Source organism: Streptomyces sp. NPDC104106, from assembly GCF_055584345.1.
Window position 1 is genome coordinate 257988 of the sequence record NZ_JBVJMF010000002.1, and the last position, 25529, is coordinate 283516.

The following is a 25529-nucleotide window of genomic DNA, read 5'->3' on the forward strand; positions in this document are numbered from 1 at the left end:
CCGGTGGTGTGGGGCGAGGGGGCGGGTGGCGGTCGTCGCCGCGTGTCCCACGCAGTGGGGGTCGGCGGGCGCCTGGTGGACGGAGTCGGGTCCGAGGCTGCCGGTCGATGCCTTGGTCGCGCTCGCCAAGGACGCCGACGACCGTGTGGTGGCGGCGACGTCGTCGCCCTCGACGGGCGGGCTGCTGCTGGCGCGTCGCAAGGAGGAGCCGGGGCTGGCGCTGACGGCGTGGCATCAGGTCCGAACGGCCCTGTTTCTCCGCCCGGCCATGCGAAAGGGCCCCCGCCGCCGCGGGGGCCCTTCGTCACGCACCCGGTGTCACGCCGGGACGCTCGCCACGCCCGGGGCCAGGAACCGCTTGCCGTTCACGCGCTCCGAGACGCCCTCGCGGTCCAGGTACGGCGTGATGCCGCCCAGGTGGAAGGGCCAGCCGGCGCCCGTGATCAGGCACAGGTCGATGTCCTGGGCCTCGGCGACGACGCCCTCGTCGAGCATGAGCCCGATCTCCTGGGCGACGGCGTCCAGGACGCGCGCGCGGACCTGCTCCTCGGTCAGGACGCTGTCGCCCTGCTTGAGCAGCGCGGCGACCTCCGGGTCCAGCTCCGGCTTGCCGCTGTCGTAGACGTAGAAGCCGCGCTTGCCCGCCTCCACGACCGCCTTGAGGTTCGGGGAGACCTTGAAGCGGTCCGGGAAGGCGCCGTGCAGCGTCTCGGAGACGTGCAGGCCGATCGCCGGGCCGACCAGCTCCAGCAGGACCAGCGGGGACATCGGCAGGCCCAGGGGCTCCACCGCCTTCTCCGCCACCTCGACCGGGGTGCCCTCGTCGATGACGTTCTGGATCTCGCCCATGAAGCGGGTCAGGATGCGGTTGACGACGAACGCCGGGGCGTCCTTGACCAGAACCGCGGTCTTCTTCAGCTTCTTGGCGACGGCGAACGCGGTCGCGAGCGAGGCGTCGTCCGTCTTCTCGCCGCGGACGATCTCCAGCAGCGGCAGTACCGCGACCGGGTTGAAGAAGTGGAAGCCGACGACCCGCTCGGGGTGCTTCAGCTTCGACGCCATCTCCGTCACCGACAGCGAGGAGGTGTTGGTCGCGAGGATCGCGTGCGCCGGGGCGACCGCCTCGACCTCCGCGAACACCTGCTGCTTGACACCGATCTCCTCGAACACGGCCTCGATGACGAAGTCCGCGTCCGCGAAGCCCTCGGCCTTGTCCAGGACACCGGTCACCAGCGCCTTGAGGCGGTTGGCCTTGTCCTGGTTGATGCGGCCCTTGCCGAGCAGCTTGTCGATCTCGGCGTGGACGTAGCCCACACCCTTGTCGACGCGCTCCTGGTCGATGTCGGTCAGCACGACCGGCACCTCCAGGCGGCGCAGGAACAGCAGGGCCAGCTGGCTGGCCATCAGACCGGCGCCGACGACGCCGACCTTGGTGACCGGGCGGGCCAGGTTCTTGTCCGGGGCGCCGGCGGGACGCTTGCCGCGCTTCTGGACGAGGTTGAACGAGTAGATGCCGGCGCGCAGTTCACCGCCCATGATCAGGTCGGCGAGGGCCTGGTCCTCGGCGTCGAAGCCCTGCTGGAGGTCGCCGTCCTTGGCGGCCGCGATGATGTCGAGGGCGCGGTAGGCGGCCGGGGCGGCGCCGTGCACCTTGCCGTCGGCGATGAACCGGCCGCGTGCGACGGCCTGGTCCCAGGCCTCACCGCGGTCGATCACCGGACGCTCGACGGTGACGTCGCCCTTGAGGACTTGGGCGGTCCACAGCAGCGACTGCTCCAGGAAGTCGGCGCCCTCGAAGATCGCGTCCGCGATGCCGAGGTCGAAGACCTGCTGGCCCTTCAGCTGCTTGTTCTGGTTGAGGCTGTTCTCGATGATGACCGAGACGGCCTTGTCGGCGCCGATCAGGTTCGGCAGCAGCGCGCAGCCGCCCCAGCCGGGGACCAGGCCGAGGAAGACCTCGGGCAGCGAGAACGCGGGGATCGCCTTGGAGACGGTCCGGTAGGAGCAGTGCAGACCGACCTCGACGCCGCCGCCCATCGCGGCGCCGTTGTAGTAGGCGAAGGTCGGCACGGCCAGCGCGGACAGGCGCTTGAAGACCTCGTGGCCGCCCTTGCCGATGGCGAGCGCGTGCTCGTGCTCCTTGAGCAGTTCGACGCCCTTGAGGTCGGCGCCGACCGCGAAGATGAACGGCTTGCCGGTGATGCCGACACCGACGATCTCGCCGTCCGCGGCCTCCTTCTCGACCTGGTCGACGGCCGCGTTGAGGTTCGCCAGCGAGGCCGGTCCGAAGGTGGTCGGCTTGGTGTGGTCCAGGCCGTTGTCCAGCGTGATCAGCGCGAAGCGGCCGGCGCCGGACGGCAGGTCGAAGTGGCGTACGTGCGCACTGGTGACGACCTCGTCGGGGAACAGGTCGGAGGCCTGCTTCAAAAGCTCGGCGGTGGTGCTCACTTGTCCCCCTCGAAGTGCGGGTTCTCCCAGATGACCGTCGCGCCCATGCCGAAGCCGACGCACATGGTGGTCAGGCCGTAGCGGACCTGCGGCTGCTCCTCGAACTGGCGGGCCAGCTGCGTCATCAGGCGGACGCCGGAGGAGGCCAGCGGGTGGCCGAAGGCGATGGCGCCGCCGTACTGGTTGACGCGCTCGTCGTCGTCCGCGATGCCGTAGTGGTCGAGGAAGGCCAGGACCTGGACGGCGAAGGCCTCGTTGATCTCGAACAGGCCGATGTCGGAGATCGACAGGCCCGCCTTGGCGAGGGCCTTCTCCGTGGCCGGGATCGGGCCGTAGCCCATGACCTCCGGCTCGACGCCCGCGAAGGCGTAGGAGACGAGGCGCATCTTGACCGGCAGGCCGTTCTCGCGGGCGAAGTCCTCGCTGGCGATGATCGACGCGGTGGCGCCGTCGTTCAGACCGGCCGCGTTGCCGGCGGTGACCCGGCCGTGCACGCGGAACGGGGTCTTGAGACCGGAGAGGTTCTCCAGGGTCGTACCCGGGCGCATCGGCTCGTCGGCGGTGACCAGGCCCCAGCCCGTCTCACCGGCCTCCGCGTTGGTCCGGCGCACCGAGATCGGCACCAGGTCGGCCTGGATCTTGCCGTTGGCGTACGCCTTGGCGGCCTTCTCCTGCGAGCGCACCGCGTACTCGTCGGCCCGCAGCTTGGTGATGTGCGGGTAGCGGTCGTGCAGGTTCTCGGCGGTCATGCCCATGAACAGGGCGGACTCGTCGACCAGCTTCTCGCTGACGAAGCGCGGGTTCGGGTCCACGCCCTCGCCCATGGGGTGGCGGCCCATGTGCTCCACACCGCCGGCGATGACGGCGTCGTAGGCACCGAAGGCGATCGAGCCGGCGGTCGTCGTCACGGCGGTCAGCGCACCGGCGCACATCCGGTCGATGGAGTAGCCGGGCACGGACTGCGGCAGCCCCGCGAGGATGCCGGCCGTACGGCCGAGGGTCAGCCCCTGGTCACCGATCTGCGTGGTCGCGGCGATGGCGACCTCGTCGATCTTCTTGGGGTCCAGACCGGGGTTGCGGCGCAGCAGCTCCCGGATCGCCTTGACGACAAGGTCGTCGGCGCGGGTCTCGTGGTAGATGCCCTTCGGGCCCGCCTTGCCGAACGGGGTGCGGACGCCGTCGACGAAGACGACGTCCCTGACGGTACGAGGCACGATGGCTCTCCTCCAGGGTGCGGGACGCTGAGCGCTTGCTTAAGCCCATGCTACTAACGAGTAATGTAGCTGCCCAGTCCTCTCGGCTCCAGCGGTGAAGGTCACACCTTCGGCGGAGCCGTCGAGCCCCTCGGCGTGAGCACCGGCGTGGGCACCGGATGCGCCCCGCCGCTCTCGCCCGAGATCACCCCGAACAGCGTCCGGGCCACCTCCGCCCCGAACCCGTGCACGTCATGGCTCATCGCCGACAGCGTCGGCAGCGGAGCCCTCACCCCGCCCGACGACCCGCTGAACCTGCACAACTACGTCACGGCGTTCCAGGACGGCCGGATGCTCCAGGCCTTCGGCAACACGCTCTCCATCTGCGCCTTCGCGATCACCGGCACGGTCCTGATCGGCTCGATGACGGCCTACGCCATCGACCGCTTCACCTTCCGGCCGAAGAAACCGGTCGTGGCCCTCTTCCTGCTGGCCGCGCTGGTGCCCGGGGTGACCACCCAGGTGGCCACCTTCCAGATCGTCAACAGCTTCGGGCTCTTCGACACCCGCTGGGCGCCCATCGCGCTCTACATGGGCACCGACATTGTCTCGGTCTCCATCTTCCTGCAGTTCATCCGCTCGATCCCGGTCTCCCTGGACGAGGCGGCCCGCCTCGACGGCGCGAACGCGCTGACCATCTACTGGCGGATCATCCTGCCCCTGCTGAAGCCGGCGATCGCCACGGTCGTGATCGTGAAGGGGATCGCCGTCTACAACGACTTCTGCATCCCCTTCCTCTACATGCCCTCCCAGGATCTTGGCGTGATCTCGACGTCCCTGTTCCGCTTCCGCGGTCCCTACGGCGCCCACTGATCATCTCGGCGGGCACGATCCTGGTGATCCTGCCGACCCTGATCGTCTTCCTCGCCCTGCAGAGGTTCGTCTACAACGGCTTCGTGCGAGGGGCGACGAGGTGAGGTCAGCTTCCCTTCAGCGCCTTCACCAGCACCGGCGCCACCAGCTGCACCTGCCACGGACGCGCGCCGTAGCCCGCCAGCGCGGACTCCACGGACCCGGCGTCGACCGCCTTCGGCGGCTCCCAGCAGATGCGCCGCACCGTGTCCGGCGAGATCAGGTTCTCCTGCGGCAGGCTCAGCTGCTCGGCGAGCGCGGTCACCCCGGCCCGCGCGGCGGACAGCCGGGCCGCGGCGGCCGGGTCCTTGTCGGCCCAGGCACGCGGCGGCGGCGGCCCGGCCACGGGCTGCCCCGGCTGAGGCAGCGCGGCGTCCGGAAGGGCCCTGGCCCGGTCGACGGCCGCCTGCCACTGCTCCAGCTGCCGGCGGCCCATGCGGTGCCCGAACCCGTTCAGCGCGGCCAGGGCGTGCGCATTGGCCGGCAGCGCGAGCGCGGCCTCGACGATGGCCGCGTCGCTGAGCACCTTGCCCGGCGACACGTCCCGGCGCTGCGCGATCCGGTCCCGGGTCTCCCACAGCTCCCGTACGACACCGAGCTGCCGGCGCCGCCGTACCTTGTGCATGCCCGACGTACGACGCCAGGGGTCCTTCCTGGGCTCCGCCGGCGGGGCCGCCGCGATCGCGTCGAACTCCTGCAGGGCCCACTCCAGCTTGCCCTGCCGGTCCAGCTCCTTCTCCAGCGCGTCGCGCAGGTCGACGAGCAGTTCCACGTCCAGCGCGGCGTAGCGCAGCCAGGGCTCGGGCAGCGGGCGGGTGGACCAGTCGACGGCGGAGTGGCCCTTTTCGAGCACGTAGCCGAGGACGCCCTCGACCATGGCGCCGAGGCCGACCCGGGGGAAGCCGGCGAGCCGGCCGGCCAGCTCGGTGTCGAAGAGCCGGGTCGGGACCATGCCTATCTCGCGCAGGCAGGGCAGGTCCTGGGTGGCGGCGTGCAGCACCCACTCCGTGCCGGTGAGGGCCTCGCCCAGCCCGGCCAGCCCGCCGCGGACGGCCACCGGGTCGACCAGCGCGGTCCCCGCGCCCTCGCGGCGCAGTTGGACCAGGTAGGCGCGCTGGCCGTAGCGGTAGCCGGAGGCGCGCTCGGCGTCGACGGCGACGGGACCGGAGCCCGCGGCGAAGGCGGAGACCACCTCGGTGAGGGCGGCCTCGTCGGCGATGACGGGCGGGATGCCCTCACGGGGTTCGAGCAGTGGTGTCGGCGCCCCCATGACAGAAGATCCGGCGTCGTCCGGAGGAGTGCCTCCGGTGGTGCGCAGGGAGCTGTCTGCTGCGGTGTCTTGGGCGTCGGTCACCTGTCAAGGGTATCCGTGTATGGACGGCGCCCGTCGACGGAACGTTCCGTCGACGGGCGCCGGAGGGTCGTAAACCGGTCAGCGCGGGGACATGGGCACCTCGCGCGGGTGAACTCCGCACTGCGCCGAACGGCTCAGTGGATGATCCCCGTGCGCAGGGCCACGGCGACCATGCCGGCGCGGTCGCCGGTGCCCAGCTTGCGGGCGATGCGGGCGAGGTGGCTCTTGACGGTCAGGGCGGACAGGCCCATCGAGACGCCGATCGCCTTGTTGGACTGGCCCTCCGCGACCAGGCGCAGTACCTCGACCTCGCGGCCGGACAGTTCTCGGTAGCCGCCCGGGTGGCTCGGGGCACCCGGGGGGCGGCGGTGCATCCGGGCGGCGCCGAGGGGAGCGGCGCCGGGCCGGGCGGGCAGGCCGATGTTGGTTCGGGTGCCGGTGACGACATAGCCCTTGACCCCGCCGGCCAGCGCGTTGCGGACCGCGCCGATGTCGTCGGCGGCGGAGAGCGCCAGCCCGTTGGGCCAGCCCGCGGCGCGGGTCTCGGACAGCAGGGTCAGGCCGGAGCCGTCGGGCAGGTGGACGTCGGCGACACAGATGTCGCGGGGGTTGCCGATGCGGGGACGAGCCTCCGCGATGGACGAGGCCTCGATGACATCGCGCACGCCGAGCGCCCACAGGTGGCGGGTGACGGTGGAACGGACACGCGGGTCGGCCACGACCACCATGGCGGTCGGCTTGTTCGGGCGGTAGGCGACCAGGCTTGCGGGCTGCTCGAGGAGAACGGACACCAGGCCTCCTGGGTGGGGGGACGGGGCCGGCTTGGGGGGATTCAGCCGGGACGAAACGTGCTTTCAAGGTCACAGTCGTCTTCGGCAGCAAACTCGTCTGCCTTTAGAGAATGATCACGATCTAGTGAGTAACAATCTGCGCAATTCGGACACGCGATCGATCACCCGAAGATCGAGTCGGTTCAAGCGGGTGTCATTCGGGGTTCGAAAGTGGCCGTATCGACAAAGAGATGGTCAATGGGGCGGCCATGAGGGGGACACCCCGGAAAACCGGCGCGATCGTGTGATCAGTTCACCGCGACTGCGGCCCCCTGCGCTGCGGCAGCGTCACCACCGACGCGTCCCCGGGACCGGCCGGCGGCAGCCCCGCGACCTGGGCCAGCAGATCGCACCAGGAGGCCAGGTGGGACGCCGTGTCCGGGACCCCGCCCAGGCCCTCGCGGGGCGTCCAGGAGGCCCGGATCTCGATCTGCGAGGCGGCCGGACGCTCGGCCAGCCCGCCGAAGTAGTGCGAACTCGCGCGCGTGATCGTCCCGCTCGGCTCGCCGTAGCCCAGCCCGCGCGCCTGGAGCGCGCCGGTCAGCCAGGACCAGCACACCTCCGGCAGCAGCGGATCGGCCGCCATCTCCGCCTCCAGCTCCGCCCGCACCAGCGTCACCAGCCGGAACGTGCCGCGCCACGCGTCGTGCCCGGCCGGGTCGTGCAGCAGCACCAGCCGCCCGTCGGCCAGCTCCTGCTCACCGTCGACCACCACGGCCTCCAGCGCGTACGCGTAGGGGGCGAGCCGCTGCGGCGCGGGAGTCGGCTCCACCTCGACCTCCGGCCGCAGCCGGCCGGCGTGCAGGGCGTCGACCGCGGCCCGGAAAGCCGGCGGACCCGCGGTACCGGAGCCCCGGTCCGCCTCCTCGGTGTCCTTCACGTCGTCCATTCCGTCGGCGCTGTCCGACATTCGTCCGTGAGCCGCAGCCATGCGGGGAAGAGTAAGGGGAACCGCGGCTCGGCGCAGGGCAAGACACCCCCTGAGGGCTGCGGCACTTCTCCCTCCGCGGCCGTGCGAGACTTGCCGTTGTGAGTGCCAACGGAACGCCCTCGGGGCAGCAGCCGACAGCGACGTACGACAGCGCCTTCCTCCGGGCGTGCCGGCGCGAGGACGTGCCGCACACCCCCGTGTGGTTCATGCGCCAGGCCGGCCGCTCCCTGCCCGAGTACCACGAGGTGCGCAAGGGCATCCCCATGCTGGAGTCCTGCATGCGGCCCGAGCTGGTCACCGAGATCACCCTGCAGCCCGTGCGACGGCACCACGTGGACGCGGCGATCTACTTCAGCGACATCGTCGTCCCGCTCAAGGCCATCGGCCTCGACCTGGACATCAAACCCGGCGTCGGCCCGGTCGTCGAGCAGCCGATCCGCACCCGCGCCGACCTGGCCCGGCTGCGCGACCTCACCCCCGAGGACGTCTCGTACGTCACCGAGGCCATCGGGATGCTCACCCGCGAGCTGGGGTCCACCCCGCTCATCGGCTTCGCGGGCGCCCCGTTCACCCTCGCCAGCTACCTCGTCGAGGGCGGCCCGTCGCGCACGTACGAGAACGCCAAGGCGATGATGTACGGCGACCCCGGGCTGTGGGCCGACCTGCTCGACCGCCTCGCCGACATCACGAGCGCCTTCCTCAAGGTCCAGATCGAGGCCGGCGCCGACGCCGTACAGCTCTTCGACTCCTGGGCCGGCGCGCTCGCCCCCGCCGACTACCGGCGCTCGGTGCTGCCCGCCTCGGCCAAGGTCTTCGACGCGGTCGCGGGCTACGGCGTCCCGCGCATCCACTTCGGCGTCGGCACCGGCGAGCTGCTGGGCCTCATCGGCGAGGCCGGCGCGGACGTCGTCGGCGTCGACTGGCGCGTCCCGCTCGACGAGGCCGCCCGCCGCGTCGGCCCCGGCAAGGCGCTGCAGGGCAACCTCGACCCGACGGTCCTGTTCACCGACAAGAACACCGTCGAGGCCAAGGCCCAGGAGGTGCTGGACGCGGCCGCCGGCCTGGAGGGCCACGTCTTCAACCTCGGCCACGGCGTCATGCCGAACACCGACCCGGACGCACTGACCCGGCTCGTGGAGTACGTCCACACCCGCACGGCGCGCTGAGTCACCAGGTGTAGCGGGGCCGCGCCCGCCTGCCGAACAGCAGGCCGCGCGGCTCCGGCGGGGGCGGGGTGCCCGGCTTCAGCGGCCAGGCGAGCAGCATGCCCGCGAGGAAACCGACCACGTGCGCCGCGTACGCCACCGTGCCCGCCCCGGACACCCCGTGCCCGGAGGAGTACACGGCCTGCAGCACGAACCAGAAGCCCAGCACCAGCCAGGCCGGCAGCCTGAGCGGCAGGAAGACCAGGAACGGCACGAGGACCCACACCCGCGCCCTGGGCCACAGCACGATGTAGGCGCCGAGCACCCCGGCGATCGCCCCGGACGCGCCGATCAGCGGCTCGCCCGAGCCGGCGTTGAGCAGCGCGAAGCCGTAGCCGGCCGCGTAGCCGCAGACGACGTAGAAGAAGAAGTACCGGACGTGTCCCATCCGGTCCTCGACGTTGTTGCCGAAGATCAGCAGGAAGAGCATGTTGCCCAGCAGGTGCAGCCAGCTGCCGTGCAGGAACATCGCCGTGAACACCGACAGGGGCGGGGACTTGTCGTAGGACGGCGGCGCCACGAGACAGCCCGGCCCGTGCGGTCCGACGCCCACCTGGCCCGTCGGGACCAGGCGGGGCACCTGATGGTGGATCAGCTCTCTGGGCACCGCCGCGTAGTGGTCCATGAATGCCTGCAGATGGCACAGCTGCGCCAGATCGCTGCCGCCGGCCACGGAGCCGGCCAGGCCGGGCGTGGAGACGAACACGAGGACATTGGCGAGGATGAGCCCGTACGTCACCCAGGGGGTGCGGCGCACCGGGTTCACGTCATGGACGGGGATGACCACACAGGACTACTGCCCGGGATGCGGCGGGCGAATCGGTGAACATCGCCGGGCCGGCGTGCGTATGCGTTCTCAACCGACGTGAGGATCAGGCGATGACGAACGCTCAGCATGTTCCGCCGATGCAGGCACTGCCCGACGGCGAGGCCGAACTGGCTCTGGTGGTACGGATCCCCTGGGAGGACGTCGCGCGACTCGGCCAGGAAGCGGGTCGGCTCGCCGCGCAGACCGGGCGGCCGGTGACGCTGGACGAGGCGGTGAGTTACCGCCTGCGCTCGACCCGGCAGGCGGTGTCGCACGCGAAGCCCTCCGGGGAGCAGCCGGCGGCCGTGCCCAGCAGCGCCTCGGTGGCGTCGTTGCCGAGGATCAGCGGGACGGCCTAGGTGTGCTGTCCCGGGACGTTGGTGACAGGCGTGCTGGGTGCCTGAACAGGTGACGGCCTTCTGGGCTCGGTGTGGATTGCGACATCTCCACCGGTACTCAGGAGGCCCTCGTGTCCCACCGCAATGCCCCGCTGACGCCGACCGGCAGGCTGCGTCTGGCCCGGTGTGTCGTGGACGACGGCCGGCCGCGGAACGCTTCCAGGTCAGTCACACCACCGCAGCAGGCTGGGCCGGCCGGCCGGCCGGCGTCCTTCTCGTGCCTGTTGGCGTGGGTGCCGAGCGGGAGGCCGGCGGCGCGGGCGAGCGCCGATGTCGAGGATCACCACGTCCGCCGGGTACTCGGCGTCCCCGCGTGGCCACCGCGCGGCCCGGCCGTCCGCTCCGGTGAGGATCTTGGTGACCGCGGCGTCGTTCACCATGGTGATCCCAGGCCCGTCATGGCCCGGCGCACCAGGCGGCCCATGTCCGCGTCGAGCGTCGACACGGGTTCGGCGCCGCGGTTGACGACCGTCACCCCGAAGCCGCGGTTGAGCAGTGCCTCGGGCCATCTCGACGCCGATGTAGCCCGCGCCCACGACCACGGCCCTGCGGCCACGCGCGCGTGCCGGCGTCCCCAGCAGCGCCTGCCCGTCGTCCAGGGTGCGCACGCCATGCACGCCGGGGGCGTCCGCGCCGGGCAGCTCCGGGCGGACCGGGCGGGCGCCGGTGGCGATGACGGGCGTGTCGTACGGCGTCCAGGTCTCGGCGCCGGAATCGACGTCGACGCGCGCGTACCCGTTGTCCCGCCACGTCGATCCCGGTGACCTCCGCGCGCAGCCGCAGATCGATGCCGCGCGCGGTGTTCCTGCGGGGTGCGGGCGATCAGGTGGTCCCCCTCGGGGACGTCGCCGCCCACCCAGTAGGGGATCCCGCCACGATCTCCAGCTCGGCGGGCCGCTTCAGCCGGCGTGCCCGGGACGCCGCGGACATACCAGCGGCGTCACCGCCGATCACGGCCAGCCGTTCCGCCCCGCCGCGCCCACCGCTCATGGTCATGGTGAGGGGAAGACGCTACGGGGCACCCGCCGGTCGGTCCCGGCCGGTACCGGGCGCGTCCGGATCCGGTACCGGGCGCGCCGACGGCAGCGGGCCCAGCGCCGTCATCACGGGGGCGGGCTCGGCACGGCGCGGCAGCCGGCGCCGTACGAGCCGCCGCCACACCAGCGCCGGCAGGGCCGCGAAGGCGGCGAACGGCAGGGCGGCGCCGAGCGCGAGGGCGATCCAGCGCAGCATCGTGACGAACACGTGCCAGCCGCCCGACAGGGCGTCCCCGAGGCCCGGGGCGCCGTCCGCGGCGGCCCGGTGCGCGGGCCGCTCGGACAGCGACAGGGTGATGGTGGCGAGGCTCGTGCGGTCCTTCAGGGACGCCCGGCGCGCCAGCAGGGCCTCCAGATCGGCCTCGCGACTGCTCAACTCGCCCTCCAGGGACACGACATCGCTGAGCTTGTCCGCCCGGCCCATCAGCGCGCGGATCCGGTCCACTCCGATCCGCTGCGAGCGCACCCGGCTGTCGACGTCCACGACCTGGTCGGTGACGTCGACCGCCTTCGCGGTGCGCTCGACCAGCCGGCCGGTCCCCTGCACACCGGCGAGGACCTGGTCGTAGCTCGCGCTCGGCACGCGCAGGACGACCCGGGTGCGCTCGTGGCCGTCGGCGTCCCTGCTCGTGGTCTCCTCGCCGACGTAGCCGCCCGCGCGCTCGGCGGTCGTACGGGCCTCGGCCAGGGCCTTGGCGGCGTCCTTGACCTCGACGGTCAGGGAGGCGGTGCGCACGACGGCGCTCTGTGGGAGCGCGGGTGCCTGTCGGGGCGATGGAGCAGCACCGGCCGCGCCGCCGCCGGTGCCCTGCTGCCGTGCCCCGGTGTCCGCGGCGGACTTGGCCGAGGTACCGCCCGAGCCGCCCCCGCCGCACCCGGTGAGCGCGAGACAGGCCGCGAGCAGCAGCCCGGCCAGCGGCCGGACGGGGCGGCGTGCGGAACGTGGTGAGTGTGGTGACGGTCGTGTGCGCATCTGTGGTGCCCCCGAGGGTGGTGAAGGGTGGTCATCCGGGACGCTCCTTCGACGCAGGGGCGGGCGGGAACGTTGGGGGCGCCGTGGTTCCGAAGCGGTCACGGTCCGGCCTCGCCGCGATCACCGGGCCGCGGCCGGAGTGTCAGTGGGGTCTGAGACAGTGGGGACATGAGCGCAACGGGTACGCGTACGGAGCACGTCGTCGTCATCGGAGCCGGTATCGCCGGGCTGGCCGCGGCCCACCGGCTGCTCGAACGCGGCGCGCGCGTCACCGTGCTGGAGGCGGCGGACCGCGTCGGCGGCAAGCTGCTGCCCGGCGGGATCGCGGGTGTGCGGGTCGACCTGGGCGCCGAGTCGATGCTCGCCCGCCGCCCCGAAGCGGTCACCCTCGCGCGCGAGGTCGGTCTCGACGGCCGTCTTCAGCCGCCGGCCACCGCGACCGCCTCGATCTGGACCCGGGGCGCCCTGCGACCCGTGCCCAAGGGCCACGTGATGGGCGTGCCCGGCACCGCCGCCGCGCTCAGCGGCGTGCTGTCCGACGAGGGCCTCGCCCGCATCGAGCGCGACGCCGACCTGCCCCGCACCGAGGTCGGCGACGACGTGGCCGTGGGGGAGTACGTGGCCGCGCGGCTCGGCCGCGAGGTCGTCGACCGCCTGGTCGAGCCCCTGCTCGGCGGGGTCTACGCGGGCGACGCGTACCGCATCTCGATGCGCTCGGCCGTCCCCCAGCTCTTCCAGGCCGCCCGCACCCACGCCTCCCTCACGGAGGGCGTGCGCGAGATCCAGGCCAGGGCGGCGGCCGGCCGGCAGACCGGCCCCGTCTTCATGGGCATCGAGGGCGGTGTGGGAAGCCTCCCGCTCGCGGTCGCCGAGGCGGTACGGACGCGCGGCGGGGAGATCCTGACCGGGATGCCGGTGCGGGAGCTGCGCCGGACCGGCACGGCCCGGCCGGGGGCCGGGCACGAGCGGGCGGAGGCCGACCGCGCGGGCGCGCCGCAGGACGCGGCATGGCGCGTCGTCGCCGGTGACCGGGTGCTGCACGCGGACGCGGTGGTCGTCGCGGTCCCGGCCGGTGCGGCGGCCGGCCTCCTGCGTGCCGAGGCACCGGCCGCGGCGGCCGAACTCGCCGCCGTCGAGTACGCCTCCATGGCCCTCGTCACGCTCGCCTACCGGCGCGCGGACCTGACGCTCCCGGAGGGCAGCGGCTTCCTCGTGCCGCCCGTCGACGGCCGCACCATCAAGGCCTCGACCTTCGCCTCCCAGAAGTGGGGCTGGATCGCGAAGGAGGACCCGGACGTGGTCGTGCTGCGCACCTCCGTCGGCCGCCACGGCGAGACGGAGATCCTGCAGCGCGACGACGCCGCCCTGGTGGAGGTCTCCCGGCACGATCTGCGCGAGGCCACGGGGCTGGACGCCGAGCCCCTCGCGACGCGGGTCACCCGGTGGACCGACGGCCTGCCGCAGTACCCCGTGGGGCACCACGCGCGCGTGGCCCGCATCCGGGCGCGCGTCGCCGAACTGCCCGGCCTCGCCGTGTGCGGCGCCCAGTACGACGGCGTCGGCATCCCGGCCTGCATCGCGAGCGCCTACGCGGCCGTCGACCAGCTCGGCGGCGACCTGGACGGAATCCGGGAGCTGACGGCCAACCCGGTGCAAAGTCTCCACGGCGGAGCGGGAGAATAGAACCATGAGCGACGATGCCCCTACCACCGAGCCCGGCAGGATCCCGAACAAGGGCAAGCTGGCCAAGGACCTCAACGACGTCATCCGTTACACGCTGTGGTCGGTCTTCAGGCTGAAGGAGGTGCTGCCCGAGGACCGCGCGGGTTACGCCGACGAGGTCCAGGAGCTGTTCGACCAGCTCGCCGCCAAGGACGTCACGATCCGCGGCACCTACGACGTCTCCGGCCTGCGCGCCGACGCCGACCTCATGATCTGGTGGCACGCCGAGACCAGCGACCAGCTCCAGGAGGCGTACAACCTCTTCCGCCGCACGAAGCTGGGCCGCGCCCTGGAGCCCGTGTGGTCCAACATGGCGCTGCACCGGCCGGCCGAGTTCAACCGCTCGCACATCCCGGCCTTCCTCGCCGACGAGACGCCGCGCAACTACGTCAGCGTCTACCCCTTCGTGCGCTCCTACGACTGGTACCTGCTGCCGGACGAGGACCGCCGCCGCATGCTCGCCGACCACGGCAAGATGGCCCGCGGCTACCCCGACGTGCGCGCCAACACGGTCGCCTCCTTCTCCCTCGGCGACTACGAGTGGGTCCTCGCCTTCGAGGCCGACGAGCTGCACCGCATCGTCGACCTCATGCGCCACCTGCGCGGCTCCGAGGCCCGCAGGCACGTCCGTGAGGAGATCCCGTTCTACACGGGCCGCCGCAAGGACATCGCGGACCTGGTGGCGGGGCTGGCGTAGGGCGTCCCGGAGCCGACGCGGGGCCGCGGCCGCCGGACGGCACACCGCGGCACCCCGGCAGGCCGTCAGCGGGTTGCGGCCGCGCTCGTGGGCGAGTCCCGCCGTGACGCCTTCGCCGGCCCCACCGCCGGAGGAACCCGCGGTGCGCACGACGCCTGCCGGCCGGGCACCCGCCCCCACAGCAGGTACGCCTCGAAGTGGGCGTTGACGCAACGGTTGGCGCCCCCCGCGATGCCGTGCGTCCCGGCGTCCCGCTCGGTCACCAGCGCCGAGCCCGCCAGCCGCCGGTGCATCTCCAGCGCGCCCGCGTACGGCGCCGCGGCGTCCCGCTCGGCCGCCAGGATCAGCACCGGCGGCACCTCACCCGGTCCGGTCCGCACGTCCAGCGGCTGCTGCCGGGGCGCCGGCCAGTAGGCGCACGGCAGGTTCATCCACGCGTTGTCCCAGGTCTCGAAGGGGGCCGTGCGGGCGAGCCGGGTGTTGTCCCGGTCCCAGGTCCGCCAGTCCGTCGGCCAGGGGGCGTCGTTGCACTCCACGGCCGTGTACACCGCGTTCATGTTCTCCGCCTGCGCCGCGGTGTCCGCGGTCGGCGCGGCCAGCCGGACCAGCGGCTTCGGGTCGCCCTTCAGATAGGCGGAGAGCGCCGCGGCCCGGCTCGGCCAGTAGCCGTCGTCGTACCCGGCGGTCAGGAACGCGCTCTGGAGCTGACCGGGGCCGACCTTCCCGCCGGCCGCCTTCCCGGCCAGCCGCTCGCGCGCGGTGTCGTAGCTGGCTTGCACCTTCCGCGCCGTGTTCCCGAGCCGGTAGACGTCGTCGTGGCGGGCGATCCAGTTCTTGAAGTCCGCCCAGCGCTCCTCGAACGCGGCCGACTGGTCGAGGTTGTCGCGGTACCAGATCTTCTCCGGGGCCGGGTTCACCGCCGAGTCCAGCACCATGCGCCGTACGTGCGCGGGGAACATCGAGGCGTACAGCGCCCCGAAGTAGGTGCCGTACGACGCCCCCACGAAGGTCAGCCGGTCCTCGCCCAGCGCGGCCCGCAGGACGTCCAGGTCGCGGGCGTTGTTCAGGGAGGTGTAGAAGCGCAGCTTGCCCCCGGAGCGCTGGGCGCAGCCGCGCGCGTAGGCCTTCGCCCGCGCGACGCGCTGCCGCTTGTACGCCTCCGACGGGTGCACCGGTGCAGCGCTGGGGCCCGTGAAGAAGTGCTGGGGGTCCTCGCAGGACAGCGGCGCCGAGCGGCCCACGCCGCGCGGGGCGTAGCCGACGAGGTCGTAGGCGGCGGCGATGCCCTGCCACGCCGGGTCCGCGCCGATCAGCGGGAAGTACATGCCGGAGCCGCCGGGACCGCCGGGGTTGTAGACGAGGGCGCCCTGCCGGGGCACCCGCCTCTTGCTGTTGCGCGGGTCCTTCTGGGTCGCCGCGCTCCGGCTGACGGTCAGCTCGATCTGCGTGCCGTCGGGATGCGCGTAGTCCAGCGGGACGCGCACCGTGCCGCACCGCAGGCCGCTCGGCGCCCGGGGGATGTCGGCGGCGGAGCACGCGCCGAAGTCGATGCCCCGCGCGCGGGCGCGGGCCGCGGCCACCGCGGTGCCGCGCACCTCGGCGATGCCGGGAGCACCGGGCGCGGCGTCGAGCGCGTGTCCCGCCGGGGCGACGGCCAGGGTGGTCAGGAGCAAGGACCCGGCGGCCGAGTACAGGGCGGCAGCTCTCATCGCGTATCCCTTCCGCGTGGCGGCGGCGATGGCACGGCTGCCAGGCCCCGCGACGACACAAGGGATGTTTCGGCCGGCCGTGGGGGAAGGCAAGCACCGCCCGGCCGGTGTCGGCGTCAATGCCCCGATGCGCCCCCTCGCGTGCTCTGGAGCGCGCGCTCACTCCCGCCAGGGCTGGTCGCGGTGGGTGAAGGCCGCGCGCAGCTCCGGTTCGCCGATCGCGCGGGTCCCGCGGACGGCGACCGAGGTGAGGAACGACCGCTCGTCCCCGCCCTGCCCGCGGCTGAGCGCCCCCAGCAGCCGCAGCCCGGCCGGTGAGGCCCACCGGGAGTACGGATGCACCTCGAAGCGGGCGATCACCAGGCAGCTCAGGCAGAGCGTGAGGGGGAGGGCGAACCACAGGGCGACCAGCAGCCGCGGGGTCCCGGTGTGGACGGGCGCCAGCAGCGCGGTCACGCCGAGCGCCGCCGCGGTGAGTGCGGCGGCCCGCACCTGGCGCACGGCCGTCCCCACGGTCCCGCCCGCGCCCTCGGGGACGGCGAGCCCGGCCCGCTCCAGCCGGTCGGCGAGCCGCCGTACCGCCTCGGCGCCGGCCGCGCGTGCCCGTACGGGCTGGATCCGGGACTGTCCCTCCGGCCCTATGGCCCCGATGACGGACTGCTCGATCTCGTCGCGGCCGCGCGGGTCCACCACGGTGGCCCAGCCGGTGTGCGCGAGCAGCAGGCGGCGCTGGCGGGCCATCGAGACGAGCGTCACATCGGCGACCCGGGCGGGGCCGCCGGAGAGGAAGGCGGCCTCGTAGAGCGTCAGATCGTGCTCGTGCCGCCGGTCCGCCGGCGCGGCATCCGCGTCCAGTGCCGCCGCGTGCACGGCCGCCAGGCACAGCCGGGTGCACGCCGTACCGGCGAAAGCCCAGGCCAGGAGCAGGAGAAGGACCCAGAACATGACAAGTTTCTATGCCAGAGGTCTGGGTGAGCGCCATGCCCTGTTCATTATCCGGACGGAGTGTGGCCGGTATGTGACGTTCCGTTCGCCGCTGTCCGGCGGGGGCTACGGCGCCGGCGTCACCGGTACGGCGGCGCTCGGGACGACGGCCGGCGGGTTCGGCACGGGGCTGGGGGAGGCCGCCAGCTCCTTGGCGAGCCCGGCGAAGTCGACGTAGCCCGTCGCCTCCAGGACCTTGATGTAGTCCAGGACGGTCGCGTTCGCGTCGTCGGACAGGTCGCGGGCCAGGGAGTTCTGGGTGTCGGCGCGTACCTCGGCGGCCAGCGTGTACGTCCGGCCCTGTGCGGCGCGCAGGATGCTCGTGAACTGGCGGTCGAAGTCCTGGCCCTGCGCCTTGTCCAGGGTGGTGAGCCACTGCTTCTGCTGGGCGTTCGGCTCGTTCGGCAGGGGCACCCCGAGCTGGGTGGCGACCGTGCGGACGTGCGTGTCCAGCGAGGTGTGCCCGTCGACCAGATGCTGCCCCGCGGTGCGGACGGCCGCCGTGGTGCCCTTGTGCTGCGCCAGCTCGCCGGCGGGCAGCTCCCAGAGCCCGGCGAGCCGGACCTGGGTGATGAAGTTTTTGTCCTGGGCGGACAGCGGGCCGTAGGGCGTGGCGACGGTCTGCGCGCTGAGCGTGCTCGCGTCGGCCGTGTCCTGCCGGTCGGCGTAGGACCAGATCGGGTAGAGCAGTGCCGCGGCGGTCGCCGCGAGTGCCGTGATGACCAGCCCGGTGCCGCTGATGATGCCTCGGCCCTTGATCGGGGGTCGGGGTCGCATGGCGCCTCCTGTAACCGCACCGCACGCGAGTGTGCCTAGGGGTGTGATGCGATTTGGCATATTACTGGCGGCGCCTCTCCGCGGGGGCGGGGCGAGGTGCGCGCCACCGCCGTGACCGCCGCGGCGCACCGGCGGCCGTGAGGCGTGTTGTGGCTGGTCGCGCCGTCCTCCGCGGCCGCTCGGGGCCGCTTCCGCCCGATCGTCGCTGGTGAGCGACCCCACACCTGCTCAGTGCCGCTGTCGCGGCAGGATCCTGCGCGCCGTGCGGGCCATGCGTCCCCGGGGGCGCCGGGGGGTGGGGCCGGCCCGGTCCAGCCACCATTGCCGCAGCTCGCGGCGGGCGGCCGTGTCCTGCGGGCGGCCGGTGGTGAGCAGGTGTGCGGCGAAGGTCAGGGCGTCGCGGCGGTAGCCGCCGGTCATCGGGTGCTCGCGTGCGTACCGCAGGAACAGCTCCCGGTAGCCGGCGCCGAGGATCACCGGCAGCTCCGGTGCCACTCTGGCCACCACGTCCGCGCGCTTCGCCGCGAGGGCCCGCGCCTGCACCCGCATCCGGGCCCGGTCGAAGCCCTCGGGCAGCGGCGTACCGGCCACCAGCGAGGACAGGACCGCGGCCTGGGCGACGCCGACCCGCTCGCGCGCGGCGACCGTCGGCCGCGTGAGCACGGCGACGCCGCCGGCCCCGCCCGCCGCCGTACGGGCACCGGTGGCGGCCCCCGTACCGCCACCGGTGCCGGTCTTCTCCCGCCCGGCCGTCACCGCGTCCCGGATCAGGGCCAGCTCCCGTTCCAGCTCGGCGGGTGCGGGGAAGTTCTCGTCCCGCTCCAGCAGCACCCCGGGCGGGGCGGTCCGGGAGGCGAGGTCGGTCAGGATGTCGAGGACCGGGCGCGGCACCGAGTGGGCGTGGCTGTCGTGCCACACCCCGTCGCGCTCGAAGCCGCCCGCGACATGGACGTAGGCGAGCGCCTCCAGCGGCAGCCCGGCCAGGGCCCGGGCCGGGTCCTCACCCCGGTTGACGTGGTTGGTGTGCAGGTTGGCCACGTCGATCAGCAACCGTACGCCGGTGCGCTCGACCAGCTCCGACAGGAACCGCTCCTCGGTCAGCTCCTCGCCCGGCCAGGAGAACAGCGCGGCGATGTTCTCCAGCGCCAGCGGAACCGGCAGGGACTCCTGGGCGATGCGGACGTTCTCGCACAGCACGTCCAGGGCGTCCCGGGTGCGCGGCACCGGCAGCAGGTGCCCGGCCTCCAGCGGGGCCGAGGCGGTGAGCGCCCCGCCCGCGCGGACGAACGCGATGTGCTCGGTGACCAGCGGCGATCCGAACGCCTCCGCGCGCTCCGCGAGCGCCGCCAGCCGCCCCGCGTCGGGCCGGTCGGCACCGCCGAGGCCCAGGGAGACGCCGTGCGGGATCACGGTCACGCCGCGCTCGCGCAGCCGCAGCAGCGACTCCGGGAGGTGGCCGGGGCAGACGTTCTCCGCCACGACCTCCACCCAGTCCACCCCCGGCATCCGCTCCACCGCGTCCGCGATCTCCGGCCGCCAGCCGATCCCCGTGCCCAGTCGGCGCATGGCCCCTCCCCTCGTGCGCATGGCGGAGGTATCGCCCCGGCGGGCGGGCACGAATCCCCTTCTTGTCGCGTTCAGAGCAACATTTGAGGTTCGGCTCGGAATCCGGGAGTCCGCCCGGGGTCAGGCCGCCCCGGCCGGCCACCGCTCGGGGCTGCGGCCCAGCAGCCGCAGCGCCGCCGCCAGCGGGCCGGTGCCCTCGGGCACCTCCAGCGCCGGGCCGAAGGAGGAGCCGGGGCCGCGCCGGTCCGGGTCGGCGGGTACGGCACGGGCCACGGCGAGCGCGCCGGCGAGGACGTGTTCGGGCAGTTCGACCCTGGTGCCGAGGGCGGCGGCGACGTCCCAGGCGTGCACCACGTAGTCGACGAAGTGGAAGCTCACGGCCCGGTCACCCGGAATGCCGCCCAGGTTCGGCAGCGTGAACTCCCGCCCGGTCACGCCCGGTTCGGCGAAGGCCCTGAGCGCCGAGTCCGCGGCCGACCGGTGCTCGCGGGCGGGCTCGCGCATGTCCTCGGGTTCCCGCCAGTGCTCCGGCTCCCGCCCTGCGCCCCGCGCCGCGGCGGCGAACCCGACGTGCTGCGCGGTCATGTGGGCGACGAGCCGGCGCAGGTCCCAGCCCGCGCAGGGGGTCGGCCGCGTCCAGTCCGCGGCCGTGGCCAGGTCCACCAGGCGCACGGCCTCCTGGACGGCGACCCGGTCGAGCTCCACGAAATCCGTTCCGGTCCCAGTCATGGCGCGAGCATAAAACAAAGCGAACGATCGTGCTTATTTTTTCGGGCGCTTCTTGCAGTCGTCCGGACCGGGTCAACGGGTCGCCGAATCAGGGGACTTGGGGGAACGGCGCGCTGGCCGCGGCCGCGTCGCGCAGCCGGGCCGCGATGGCCACCCGCGCCCTGCGGTAGGCGGTGTCCTCGCCGTGCAGCACCGACAGGGCGTTCGCCGTCTCCAGCAACGCCACCACCTCGAAGGCGAGTTGGCCGACATCCGTGCCGGCCCGCAGCTGGCCCGCCGTACGGGCCTCCTCGAGCACGCCCTCCACGCGCGCCGACCAGTCGCGCTGGGCGCGGACCGCGGCGTCGTGCAGCGGGCCGGTACGGGCGTCGTACTCGGCCATGGCGCCGTAGAAGAAGCAGCCGCCCGGGAAGACCCGGTCGCGCGAGTACTCCAGCCACAGCTCGCACAGCCGCCACACCCGGCCGATGCCGGGCGGGGTCTCGGCGGCGGGCCCGAGCACCCGGTCCGTGAAGATGCGCGCCGCCGCCCGCATGGTGGCCAGCTGAAGCTCCTGTTTGGAGCCGAACAGCGCGAACACCCCGCTCTTGCTCAGCTCCAGCTCGGCGGCGAGCCGGCCGACGCTGAGCGCCTCCAGGCCCTCGACCGAGGCGATGTCCACCGCACGGCGCAGCACCAGCCGCCGGGTGCGGTTGCCCCGCTCGACCCGCCCGTCGACCCGCGTCATCGGCCTCTCCTAGCGCAGCGCCGGGTGATCGGCGACGACCGTGCAGGAACCCGGCGCGATCTCGGTGAAGCCGGCGTCCCGCACCACCGGCAGCCCGCCTCCGGTGAGCCGCGCCCAGTCGGCGGGGGCGGCCGCGCGCACGCCGAGCGCGAAGCCCGCGTCCCGCCAGGCCGCACGCTCCGCCCCGGACAGCGCCCACCAGGCCAGCTGGGCGCCGTGCCCCGCCTGGGCCATCGCCTTGCCCGCCGACATCTCCAGCTCCGGGTTCAGCCACAGCACGGGCTGGGCCGGGTCGGCCGCGAGCGGCGGCTCCGGGTCGTCCAGCTCGGTGCCGGACACCTGGAGCTTCGCCAGGTCCGCCGGCCAGCCGTCGAGCGGGATCGGCGGGAACACCCGCACCTGCGCCGACTTGCCGGTCACCGTGATCCCGGGCAGCGCCTCGGCCCGCCGCCACTCGGCGCCCCGGGCCCGCCGGACCACCTTCCGGATCCGCGCGTCCTCCCAGCTGCGCACCGCCTCGGCCCACTCGCCGTCCCCGCCGGCCCGCTCGTCCGCGAGCAGCGTCAGCACGGCCCGGGCGGCCGTCTCCAGCGCGTCGGTACGGGCGGGCGGTGCGGCGCGCTCGATCCGGACGACGAGGGGCAGGACGAACTGCGGCGCCTCGTCACGGGGGTTCGGCTCGGCCTGGACGGGACGATCGCTCGGCGGTGTGGAATCAGGGCTCACACCGGTCAACCTTAAGGGGGCCCGCACCGATGACAATCGGTCCATGCAACGTGACCTACGCCTGTCCGCCGTGGGCCGCCGCTACGGCATCCGCGGCCCCTGGGTGTTACGAGGCGTCGACCTCGCCATCGCGCCCGGCACTCTCACTCGCATAGAAGGAGCCAACGGCACCGGAAAATCCACCCTGCTGCGCCTCCTCGCCCGCCTGGACGCCCCGACGGAGGGCCGTGTCACCGGGCGCCCGCGGACGGCGTACGTCCCCGAGCGCTTCCCCTCGGCGCTCCCCTTCACCCCGCTCGGCTACCTCACCCACCTCGGCACGGTGCACGGCCTGAGCCGCCGCACGGCGCGGCGGGCCGCGGGCGCCTGGCTGGAGCGGTTCGGCGCCGGCGCCCACGCCGACACCCCGATGGCGCGGCTGTCCAAGGGCAGCAGCCAGAAGGTCGCCGTCGCCCAGGCCCTGCTCGGCGAGCCGGAACTGCTGGTGCTGGACGAGGCCTGGACCGGTCTGGACACGGCCGCGCGGGCCGAGCTGGAGCGGGCGGTCGCCGAACGGACCGCCACCGGGGGCGCCGTGGTGTTCGTCGACCACGACCCCCGTCGGCTGGCCGGAGCGCCCGACGCGGTCTACACCGTGCGCGACGGTGGGCTCGACCGGCGTACCCGGAGCGGGAGTCCGCTGGCCGGGCCGCGCACCGAGGTCGTCGCGCGGGGGCCGGCCGGCGCGGCGCTGCCGCCCGACGCGGCACGGACCCTCGCCACCGCCGAGGAGACGGCACCCGGCAGCTACCGCCTCACCGTCCCCGTCTCCCACTCGGACGTCCTGCTGCGCGCCCTGCTCGCGGCCCGCCCGCCCTGGCACGTCGTGCGCGTGACCCCGCCCCCCGACCCCGCACCGGACCCCGACGGCCCGGTACCACCGCCCCCCGACCCGGAAAGCCGCTCATGACCGCACTCCTGCGCTACCAGACGGAACTGCTGGTGCGCTCCCAGCGCTGGCTGCCGCCGGTGATCCTGTACGCCGCGTACCTGGGGATCGGCGTGCAGAGCGGTCAGCCCGTCCTCGACTCGCTCGGCTACACGGCCGCGGGCCTGCTGCCGGTGGCGGCCTGGCTGGTGCGCATCTGCGTCACCGGCGAGCCGGACGCGGCCCGCGCCTGCGTCGCCGCCGCCCGCGGTCCCGTACGCGCGCATCTCGCCGCCCTGGTGACCGCGCTGCTCGCGGCGGCGGTGCTCGGGGTGGCGGCGACCGCGGTGGTGACGCTGATCAGCGCCCCCGCGGACAACGGCCACCAGGTCCACGTGCCCCGGGTGGCGGCCGGCGCGGCGGGGCTGCCGGCCACGCTCGCCTGCGGGCTGATCGGAGCGGCCGTCGGCGCGCTCACCAACCGGCCGGTACTGCGCTCCACCGGCCGCGCCGTGCCCGCGATGCTGCTGGGCGCGCTGCTGTCGGTGGTCCTCACCGGCTCCCCGGCACGGGCGGCGGTCAGCGGCCTGGTCAACGGCTCGCAGACCGGCCGGGCGCCGGTGCCGCTGCTGCCGCTGGCGGGAGCCCTGGTGCTCACCGCCGCCGCCTTCGCCGCGGCCGCCTGGCTCAGCGACCGCCGGTCGCCCTGAGCGGGGAGATCACCCGGAACAGGCGGTGCGCTGCGCCTCCTGCCACTCGCACCGGGGGCACAGCGTGATGCCCTTGTACGACTCCGGGTACTGCGTCGGCTCCCGGCACAGCACGCACTCGGCGTACGGCGGGCCGTCGGTCTCCGGCGGTTTCGCCGTATCGACGATCGTGCAGTACGCCGTGTCGTCCTCGTCGCCCATACGTCCAGCGTAGGACGCCCGGCGACGCGGGCGGGGCCGCGCGGTCCGCCGGGGGCCGGGGCTCGTGCCCGGGCAGGCGGCGTTCGCCCCGTCGCGACGCCCGGCACGCTCCCCCGCTGCGCGGGAGGTGCCCCCCACACGCCGCACCGGCCGAAAGCCCACGTACGCCCAGTACGAGGACTTCCGGCCGGCATGCCGACAGCACGCACCGGACGCAGCTCCGTGATGGGCGAACGTTGCCTGCCGGGGCACTAGCGGCCGTACCGGCCGGTCAGCGTGCCCTCGGCGAGGGTGTGCCCGGACAGCGCGCGCACAAGGTCGGCCGGGGTGGCGTTCGCGGCGAGGGACGGGCGACGGTCGGTGGCGTACACGGTCAGGACGTAGCGGTGCGGGCGGTCGCCACGGGGCGGGCAGGGGCCGCCGTAGCCGGTCTTCCCGTAGTCGTTGCGGCCCTCGCTCGCGCCCGGCGGACGCGCGCCTGCCGGCAGGCGCGTGGTGCGCGCGCCGATGTCCCACGCCAGCCAGTGCGTGAACGTGCCGTGCGGGGCGTCGGAATCCTGGAGGAGCAGCGCCAGGGAAGCCGTCCGGGCGGGTACGCCGGCGAAGGCGAGCGGGGGCGAGACGTTCTCGCCGTCGCAGGTGAAGCGGCGCGGAAACGTGCCGCCCTCGGCGTACGCGGTGCTCGTCACCGTCATGCGCCCGGCCGCCGTCGCAGGTGGCGCGCTCGCGCTCTCCTGGCTCGTACCGCCCGCGCCGCCGCCCCCGCACCCGGCGACGGCGGCACCGGCCAGCACGGCCACCAGGGCCGCCACGCTCTTCCGCATGCCCGGCACGCTAGCCGGACCGCGCCCCTCCGTCACCGTCCGGCGCGCCGTCGCCCTGCGGCGCGGGCCCGGCGCCCTCGGCGCCCGGCGCGCGCGGCACGTCGCCACCGAGCGCGCCGCGCACCTGGTCACCACCCGGCGTCGGCCGCGCGTCCTCGCTGCCCGGCGCATCGTGCAGCCCGTCACCAGCCGGCGCAGTCCGCACCTCGTCGCCGTCCAGCGCCGGTGGTACGCCGCCGCGGGCCGCCGCGGGCCCCGCACCGTCCCCGCCCAGCGCGCGCGGTGCCTCCTCGGCCCGCGGTGCCCGCCGCTCCTCACCGACGGCGGGCGTGTGCTGGGTGCCGGTGCCGTTCGGCGGGGGCTGGTTGCCCCGCTCCAGGAAGTGCAGCAACTCCACCGGGATGGGCAGCACCAGCGTGGAGTTCTTCTCGGCCGACACCGCCATCACCGTCTGCAGCAGCCGAAGTTGGAGTGCGGCGGGGGTGTCGGCCATCTGCTGGGCGGCCTCGGCGAGCTTCTTGGAGGCCTGCAGTTCGGCGTCGGCGTTGATGATCCGGGCCCGGCGCTCGCGGTCCGCCTCGGCCTGGCGGGCCATGGACCGCTTCATCGTGTCCGGCAGGGAGACGTCCTTGATCTCCACCCGGTCCACCTGGATGCCCCAGCCGACGGCCGGGCTGTCGATCATCAGCTCCAGGCCCTGGTTGAGTTTCTCGCGGTTGGACAGCAGATCGTCCAGGTCGCTCTTGCCGATGATCGAGCGCAGCGACGTCTGGGCCATCTGCGACACCGCGAACTTGTAGTCCTCGACCTTCACCAGGGCACTCGCCGGGTCGATCACGCGGAAGTAGACGACCGCGTCCACCCGGACGGTGACGTTGTCGCGGGTGATGCCCTCCTGGGCCGGGATCGGCATGGTGACGATCTGCATGTTGACCTTGTACAGCCGGTCCACGAACGGGATCACCAGGGCGAGGCCGGGTGTACGTACGTCCCCGGTGACCCGGCCGAGCCGGAAGAGCACGCCGCGTTCGTACTGCTTGACGACCCGGGCAGCCATCGCCAGATAGACCACACCGGCGGAGCCCGCCGCCGCGATCGCGCCCAGCAACTCAGAGAGCATGGTGACCTCCTCACGCCAGAGGTCCGCTTTTGTCCGCTCCT

23 protein-coding genes and 5 pseudogenes are annotated in these 25529 nt (G+C 73.7%); 9 read left to right on the top strand and 19 right to left on the bottom strand.

Annotated features, from left to right (window positions below; genetic code table 11):
• Positions 1 to 13: 13 nt before the first annotated feature.
• Positions 14 to 241 (top strand): annotated as a pseudogene (locus ACZ60X_RS05070) (hypothetical protein); the annotation flags it as partial.
• A gap of 77 nt (positions 242 to 318) precedes the next feature.
• Here the strand turns inward: ACZ60X_RS05070 and ACZ60X_RS05075 are convergent.
• From ACZ60X_RS05075 to ACZ60X_RS05085, 3 genes and pseudogenes are all read right to left on the bottom strand, one after another.
• The gene (locus tag ACZ60X_RS05075; protein WP_469593415.1) at positions 319 to 2448 is read right to left on the bottom strand and encodes a 3-hydroxyacyl-CoA dehydrogenase NAD-binding domain-containing protein; all 2130 of its coding nucleotides are present in this window, start codon (positions 2446 to 2448) and stop codon (positions 319 to 321) included.
• Complete coding sequence (locus tag ACZ60X_RS05080) at positions 2445 to 3662, bottom strand: thiolase family protein (RefSeq protein ID WP_469593418.1); 1218 nt, start codon at positions 3660 to 3662, stop codon at positions 2445 to 2447. The genes ACZ60X_RS05075 and ACZ60X_RS05080 overlap by 4 nt, the downstream gene beginning before the upstream one ends.
• Before the next feature lie 101 nt (positions 3663 to 3763).
• Positions 3764 to 3919 (bottom strand): annotated as a pseudogene (locus tag ACZ60X_RS05085) (LacI family transcriptional regulator); the annotation flags it as partial.
• Between the two features lies 1 nt (position 3920).
• Between ACZ60X_RS05085 and ACZ60X_RS05090 the strand changes: the two are divergent.
• Positions 3921 to 4618, top strand: a pseudogene (locus ACZ60X_RS05090) (carbohydrate ABC transporter permease); the annotation flags it as partial.
• Positions 4619 to 4620: 2 nt separating this feature from the next.
• On the opposite strand, the gene ACZ60X_RS05095 reads toward ACZ60X_RS05090, so the two are convergent.
• The 3 genes from ACZ60X_RS05095 to ACZ60X_RS05105 form a co-directional block, all read right to left on the bottom strand.
• Positions 4621 to 5907, bottom strand: coding sequence for an HRDC domain-containing protein (locus ACZ60X_RS05095; RefSeq protein WP_469593420.1), 1287 nt, complete (start codon positions 5905 to 5907; stop codon positions 4621 to 4623).
• A 134-nt stretch (positions 5908 to 6041) separates the two neighbouring features.
• Positions 6042 to 6698: a response regulator transcription factor gene (locus tag ACZ60X_RS05100; protein ID WP_069778144.1), complete on the bottom strand. Its 657-nt coding sequence runs from the start codon at positions 6696 to 6698 to the stop codon at positions 6042 to 6044.
• 292 nt (positions 6699 to 6990) lie between these two features.
• Positions 6991 to 7668 (bottom strand): DUF3000 domain-containing protein, encoded by a 678-nt coding sequence (locus ACZ60X_RS05105; RefSeq protein ID WP_469593422.1) that lies wholly within the window; start codon positions 7666 to 7668, stop codon positions 6991 to 6993.
• A 98-nt stretch (positions 7669 to 7766) separates the two neighbouring features.
• On the opposite strand from ACZ60X_RS05105, the gene hemE reads away from it, so the two are divergent.
• A complete protein-coding gene (gene hemE, locus ACZ60X_RS05110) occupies positions 7767 to 8834 on the top strand; it encodes a uroporphyrinogen decarboxylase (protein WP_469593424.1) in 1068 nt (355 codons plus the stop codon).
• A gap of 1 nt (position 8835) precedes the next feature.
• Here the strand turns inward: hemE and ACZ60X_RS05115 are convergent, their stop codons facing one another.
• On the bottom strand, positions 8836 to 9660 hold the full coding sequence (locus ACZ60X_RS05115) for a rhomboid family intramembrane serine protease (RefSeq protein ID WP_469593426.1): 825 nt from the start codon (positions 9658 to 9660) through the stop codon (positions 8836 to 8838).
• A gap of 92 nt (positions 9661 to 9752) precedes the next feature.
• On the opposite strand from ACZ60X_RS05115, the gene ACZ60X_RS05120 reads away from it, so the two are divergent.
• Positions 9753 to 10040, top strand: a complete 288-nt coding sequence (locus ACZ60X_RS05120) for a hypothetical protein (protein WP_469593428.1) — start codon at positions 9753 to 9755, stop codon at positions 10038 to 10040.
• Between the two features lie 110 nt (positions 10041 to 10150).
• Positions 10151 to 10278, top strand: a pseudogene (locus ACZ60X_RS05125) (IS481 family transposase); the annotation flags it as partial.
• Between the two features lie 30 nt (positions 10279 to 10308).
• On the opposite strand, the pseudogene ACZ60X_RS05130 reads toward ACZ60X_RS05125, so the two are convergent.
• Positions 10309 to 11075, bottom strand: a pseudogene (locus ACZ60X_RS05130) (NAD(P)/FAD-dependent oxidoreductase); the annotation flags it as partial.
• Between the two features lie 15 nt (positions 11076 to 11090).
• A complete protein-coding gene (locus ACZ60X_RS05135; RefSeq protein WP_469593430.1) occupies positions 11091 to 12089 on the bottom strand; it encodes a DUF4349 domain-containing protein in 999 nt (332 codons plus the stop codon).
• Between the two features lie 168 nt (positions 12090 to 12257).
• Here ACZ60X_RS05135 and hemG point away from each other — a divergent pair, with 168 nt between their 5' ends.
• The gene (gene hemG / locus ACZ60X_RS05140; RefSeq protein ID WP_469593432.1) at positions 12258 to 13772 is read left to right on the top strand and encodes a protoporphyrinogen oxidase; all 1515 of its coding nucleotides are present in this window, start codon (positions 12258 to 12260) and stop codon (positions 13770 to 13772) included.
• A gap of 4 nt (positions 13773 to 13776) precedes the next feature.
• On the top strand, positions 13777 to 14508 hold the full coding sequence (hemQ, locus tag ACZ60X_RS05145) for a hydrogen peroxide-dependent heme synthase (RefSeq protein ID WP_469593434.1): 732 nt from the start codon (positions 13777 to 13779) through the stop codon (positions 14506 to 14508).
• A 65-nt stretch (positions 14509 to 14573) separates the two neighbouring features.
• On the opposite strand, the gene ACZ60X_RS05150 is transcribed toward hemQ, so the two are convergent.
• The 7 genes from ACZ60X_RS05150 to ACZ60X_RS05180 all read right to left on the bottom strand — a co-directional run bounded on the left by ACZ60X_RS05150 (position 14574) and on the right by ACZ60X_RS05180 (position 21726).
• Positions 14574 to 16217 (bottom strand): alpha/beta hydrolase, encoded by a 1644-nt coding sequence (locus ACZ60X_RS05150; protein WP_469593436.1) that lies wholly within the window; start codon positions 16215 to 16217, stop codon positions 14574 to 14576.
• 159 nt (positions 16218 to 16376) lie between these two features.
• Positions 16377 to 17162 carry a TIGR04222 domain-containing membrane protein gene (locus ACZ60X_RS05155; protein WP_469593439.1) on the bottom strand — a complete coding sequence of 262 codons (786 nt, stop codon included), beginning with the start codon at positions 17160 to 17162 and terminating at the stop codon, positions 16377 to 16379.
• 105 nt (positions 17163 to 17267) lie between these two features.
• Positions 17268 to 17978 (bottom strand): DUF4142 domain-containing protein, encoded by a 711-nt coding sequence (locus tag ACZ60X_RS05160; RefSeq protein ID WP_469593441.1) that lies wholly within the window; start codon positions 17976 to 17978, stop codon positions 17268 to 17270.
• 228 nt (positions 17979 to 18206) lie between these two features.
• Complete coding sequence (locus ACZ60X_RS05165; protein WP_469593443.1) at positions 18207 to 19544, bottom strand: MbnB/TglH/ChrH family RiPP precursor modification enzyme; 1338 nt, start codon at positions 19542 to 19544, stop codon at positions 18207 to 18209.
• A 120-nt stretch (positions 19545 to 19664) separates the two neighbouring features.
• Positions 19665 to 20273, bottom strand: coding sequence for a TIGR03086 family metal-binding protein (locus tag ACZ60X_RS05170; protein WP_469593446.1), 609 nt, complete (start codon positions 20271 to 20273; stop codon positions 19665 to 19667).
• Between the two features lie 88 nt (positions 20274 to 20361).
• Positions 20362 to 21000 carry a TetR/AcrR family transcriptional regulator gene (locus ACZ60X_RS05175; RefSeq protein ID WP_469593448.1) on the bottom strand — a complete coding sequence of 213 codons (639 nt, stop codon included), beginning with the start codon at positions 20998 to 21000 and terminating at the stop codon, positions 20362 to 20364.
• Between the two features lie 9 nt (positions 21001 to 21009).
• On the bottom strand, positions 21010 to 21726 hold the full coding sequence (locus ACZ60X_RS05180) for a peptidyl-tRNA hydrolase (RefSeq protein WP_469593450.1): 717 nt from the start codon (positions 21724 to 21726) through the stop codon (positions 21010 to 21012).
• 43 nt (positions 21727 to 21769) lie between these two features.
• Here ACZ60X_RS05180 and ACZ60X_RS05185 point away from each other — a divergent pair, with 43 nt between their 5' ends.
• Positions 21770 to 22675 carry an ATP-binding cassette domain-containing protein gene (locus ACZ60X_RS05185; protein WP_469593452.1) on the top strand — a complete coding sequence of 302 codons (906 nt, stop codon included), beginning with the start codon at positions 21770 to 21772 and terminating at the stop codon, positions 22673 to 22675.
• Positions 22672 to 23343, top strand: coding sequence for an ABC transporter (locus ACZ60X_RS05190; protein ID WP_469593454.1), 672 nt, complete (start codon positions 22672 to 22674; stop codon positions 23341 to 23343). Before ACZ60X_RS05185 ends, ACZ60X_RS05190 begins: the two co-directional genes overlap by 4 nt.
• Before the next feature lie 9 nt (positions 23344 to 23352).
• On the opposite strand, the gene ACZ60X_RS05195 is transcribed toward ACZ60X_RS05190, so the two are convergent.
• From ACZ60X_RS05195 to ACZ60X_RS05205, 3 genes are all read right to left on the bottom strand, one after another.
• Positions 23353 to 23544 (bottom strand): hypothetical protein, encoded by a 192-nt coding sequence (locus ACZ60X_RS05195; protein ID WP_469593456.1) that lies wholly within the window; start codon positions 23542 to 23544, stop codon positions 23353 to 23355.
• A gap of 251 nt (positions 23545 to 23795) precedes the next feature.
• Positions 23796 to 24368, bottom strand: coding sequence for a YbhB/YbcL family Raf kinase inhibitor-like protein (locus ACZ60X_RS05200; RefSeq protein WP_469593458.1), 573 nt, complete (start codon positions 24366 to 24368; stop codon positions 23796 to 23798).
• A 10-nt stretch (positions 24369 to 24378) separates the two neighbouring features.
• Positions 24379 to 25488: a slipin family protein gene (locus ACZ60X_RS05205; RefSeq protein ID WP_469593460.1), complete on the bottom strand. Its 1110-nt coding sequence runs from the start codon at positions 25486 to 25488 to the stop codon at positions 24379 to 24381.
• Positions 25489 to 25529: the final 41 nt, after the last annotated feature.

Excerpts from the sequence above, each read along its gene's own strand:
- ACZ60X_RS05105 (WP_469593422.1), bottom strand. The coding sequence starts at position 7,668 with ATGGCTGCGGCTCACGGACGAATGTCGGACAGCGCCGACGGAATGGAC.
- ACZ60X_RS05120 (WP_469593428.1), top strand. The coding sequence starts at position 9,753 with ATGACGAACGCTCAGCATGTTCCGCCGATGCAGGCACTGCCCGACGGC.
- ACZ60X_RS05135 (WP_469593430.1), bottom strand. The coding sequence starts at position 12,089 with ATGCGCACACGACCGTCACCACACTCACCACGTTCCGCACGCCGCCCC.
- hemG (WP_469593432.1), top strand. The coding sequence starts at position 12,258 with ATGAGCGCAACGGGTACGCGTACGGAGCACGTCGTCGTCATCGGAGCC.
- hemQ (WP_469593434.1), top strand. The coding sequence starts at position 13,777 with ATGAGCGACGATGCCCCTACCACCGAGCCCGGCAGGATCCCGAACAAG.
- ACZ60X_RS05150 (WP_469593436.1), bottom strand. The coding sequence starts at position 16,217 with ATGAGAGCTGCCGCCCTGTACTCGGCCGCCGGGTCCTTGCTCCTGACC.
- ACZ60X_RS05155 (WP_469593439.1), bottom strand. The coding sequence starts at position 17,162 with ATGTTCTGGGTCCTTCTCCTGCTCCTGGCCTGGGCTTTCGCCGGTACG.
- ACZ60X_RS05160 (WP_469593441.1), bottom strand. The coding sequence starts at position 17,978 with ATGCGACCCCGACCCCCGATCAAGGGCCGAGGCATCATCAGCGGCACC.
- ACZ60X_RS05165 (WP_469593443.1), bottom strand. The coding sequence starts at position 19,544 with ATGCGCCGACTGGGCACGGGGATCGGCTGGCGGCCGGAGATCGCGGAC.
- ACZ60X_RS05170 (WP_469593446.1), bottom strand. The coding sequence starts at position 20,273 with ATGACTGGGACCGGAACGGATTTCGTGGAGCTCGACCGGGTCGCCGTC.
- ACZ60X_RS05175 (WP_469593448.1), bottom strand. The coding sequence starts at position 21,000 with ATGACGCGGGTCGACGGGCGGGTCGAGCGGGGCAACCGCACCCGGCGG.
- ACZ60X_RS05185 (WP_469593452.1), top strand. The coding sequence starts at position 21,770 with ATGCAACGTGACCTACGCCTGTCCGCCGTGGGCCGCCGCTACGGCATC.
- ACZ60X_RS05190 (WP_469593454.1), top strand. The coding sequence starts at position 22,672 with ATGACCGCACTCCTGCGCTACCAGACGGAACTGCTGGTGCGCTCCCAG.
- ACZ60X_RS05195 (WP_469593456.1), bottom strand. The coding sequence starts at position 23,544 with ATGGGCGACGAGGACGACACGGCGTACTGCACGATCGTCGATACGGCG.
- ACZ60X_RS05200 (WP_469593458.1), bottom strand. The coding sequence starts at position 24,368 with ATGCGGAAGAGCGTGGCGGCCCTGGTGGCCGTGCTGGCCGGTGCCGCC.
- ACZ60X_RS05205 (WP_469593460.1), bottom strand. The coding sequence starts at position 25,488 with ATGCTCTCTGAGTTGCTGGGCGCGATCGCGGCGGCGGGCTCCGCCGGT.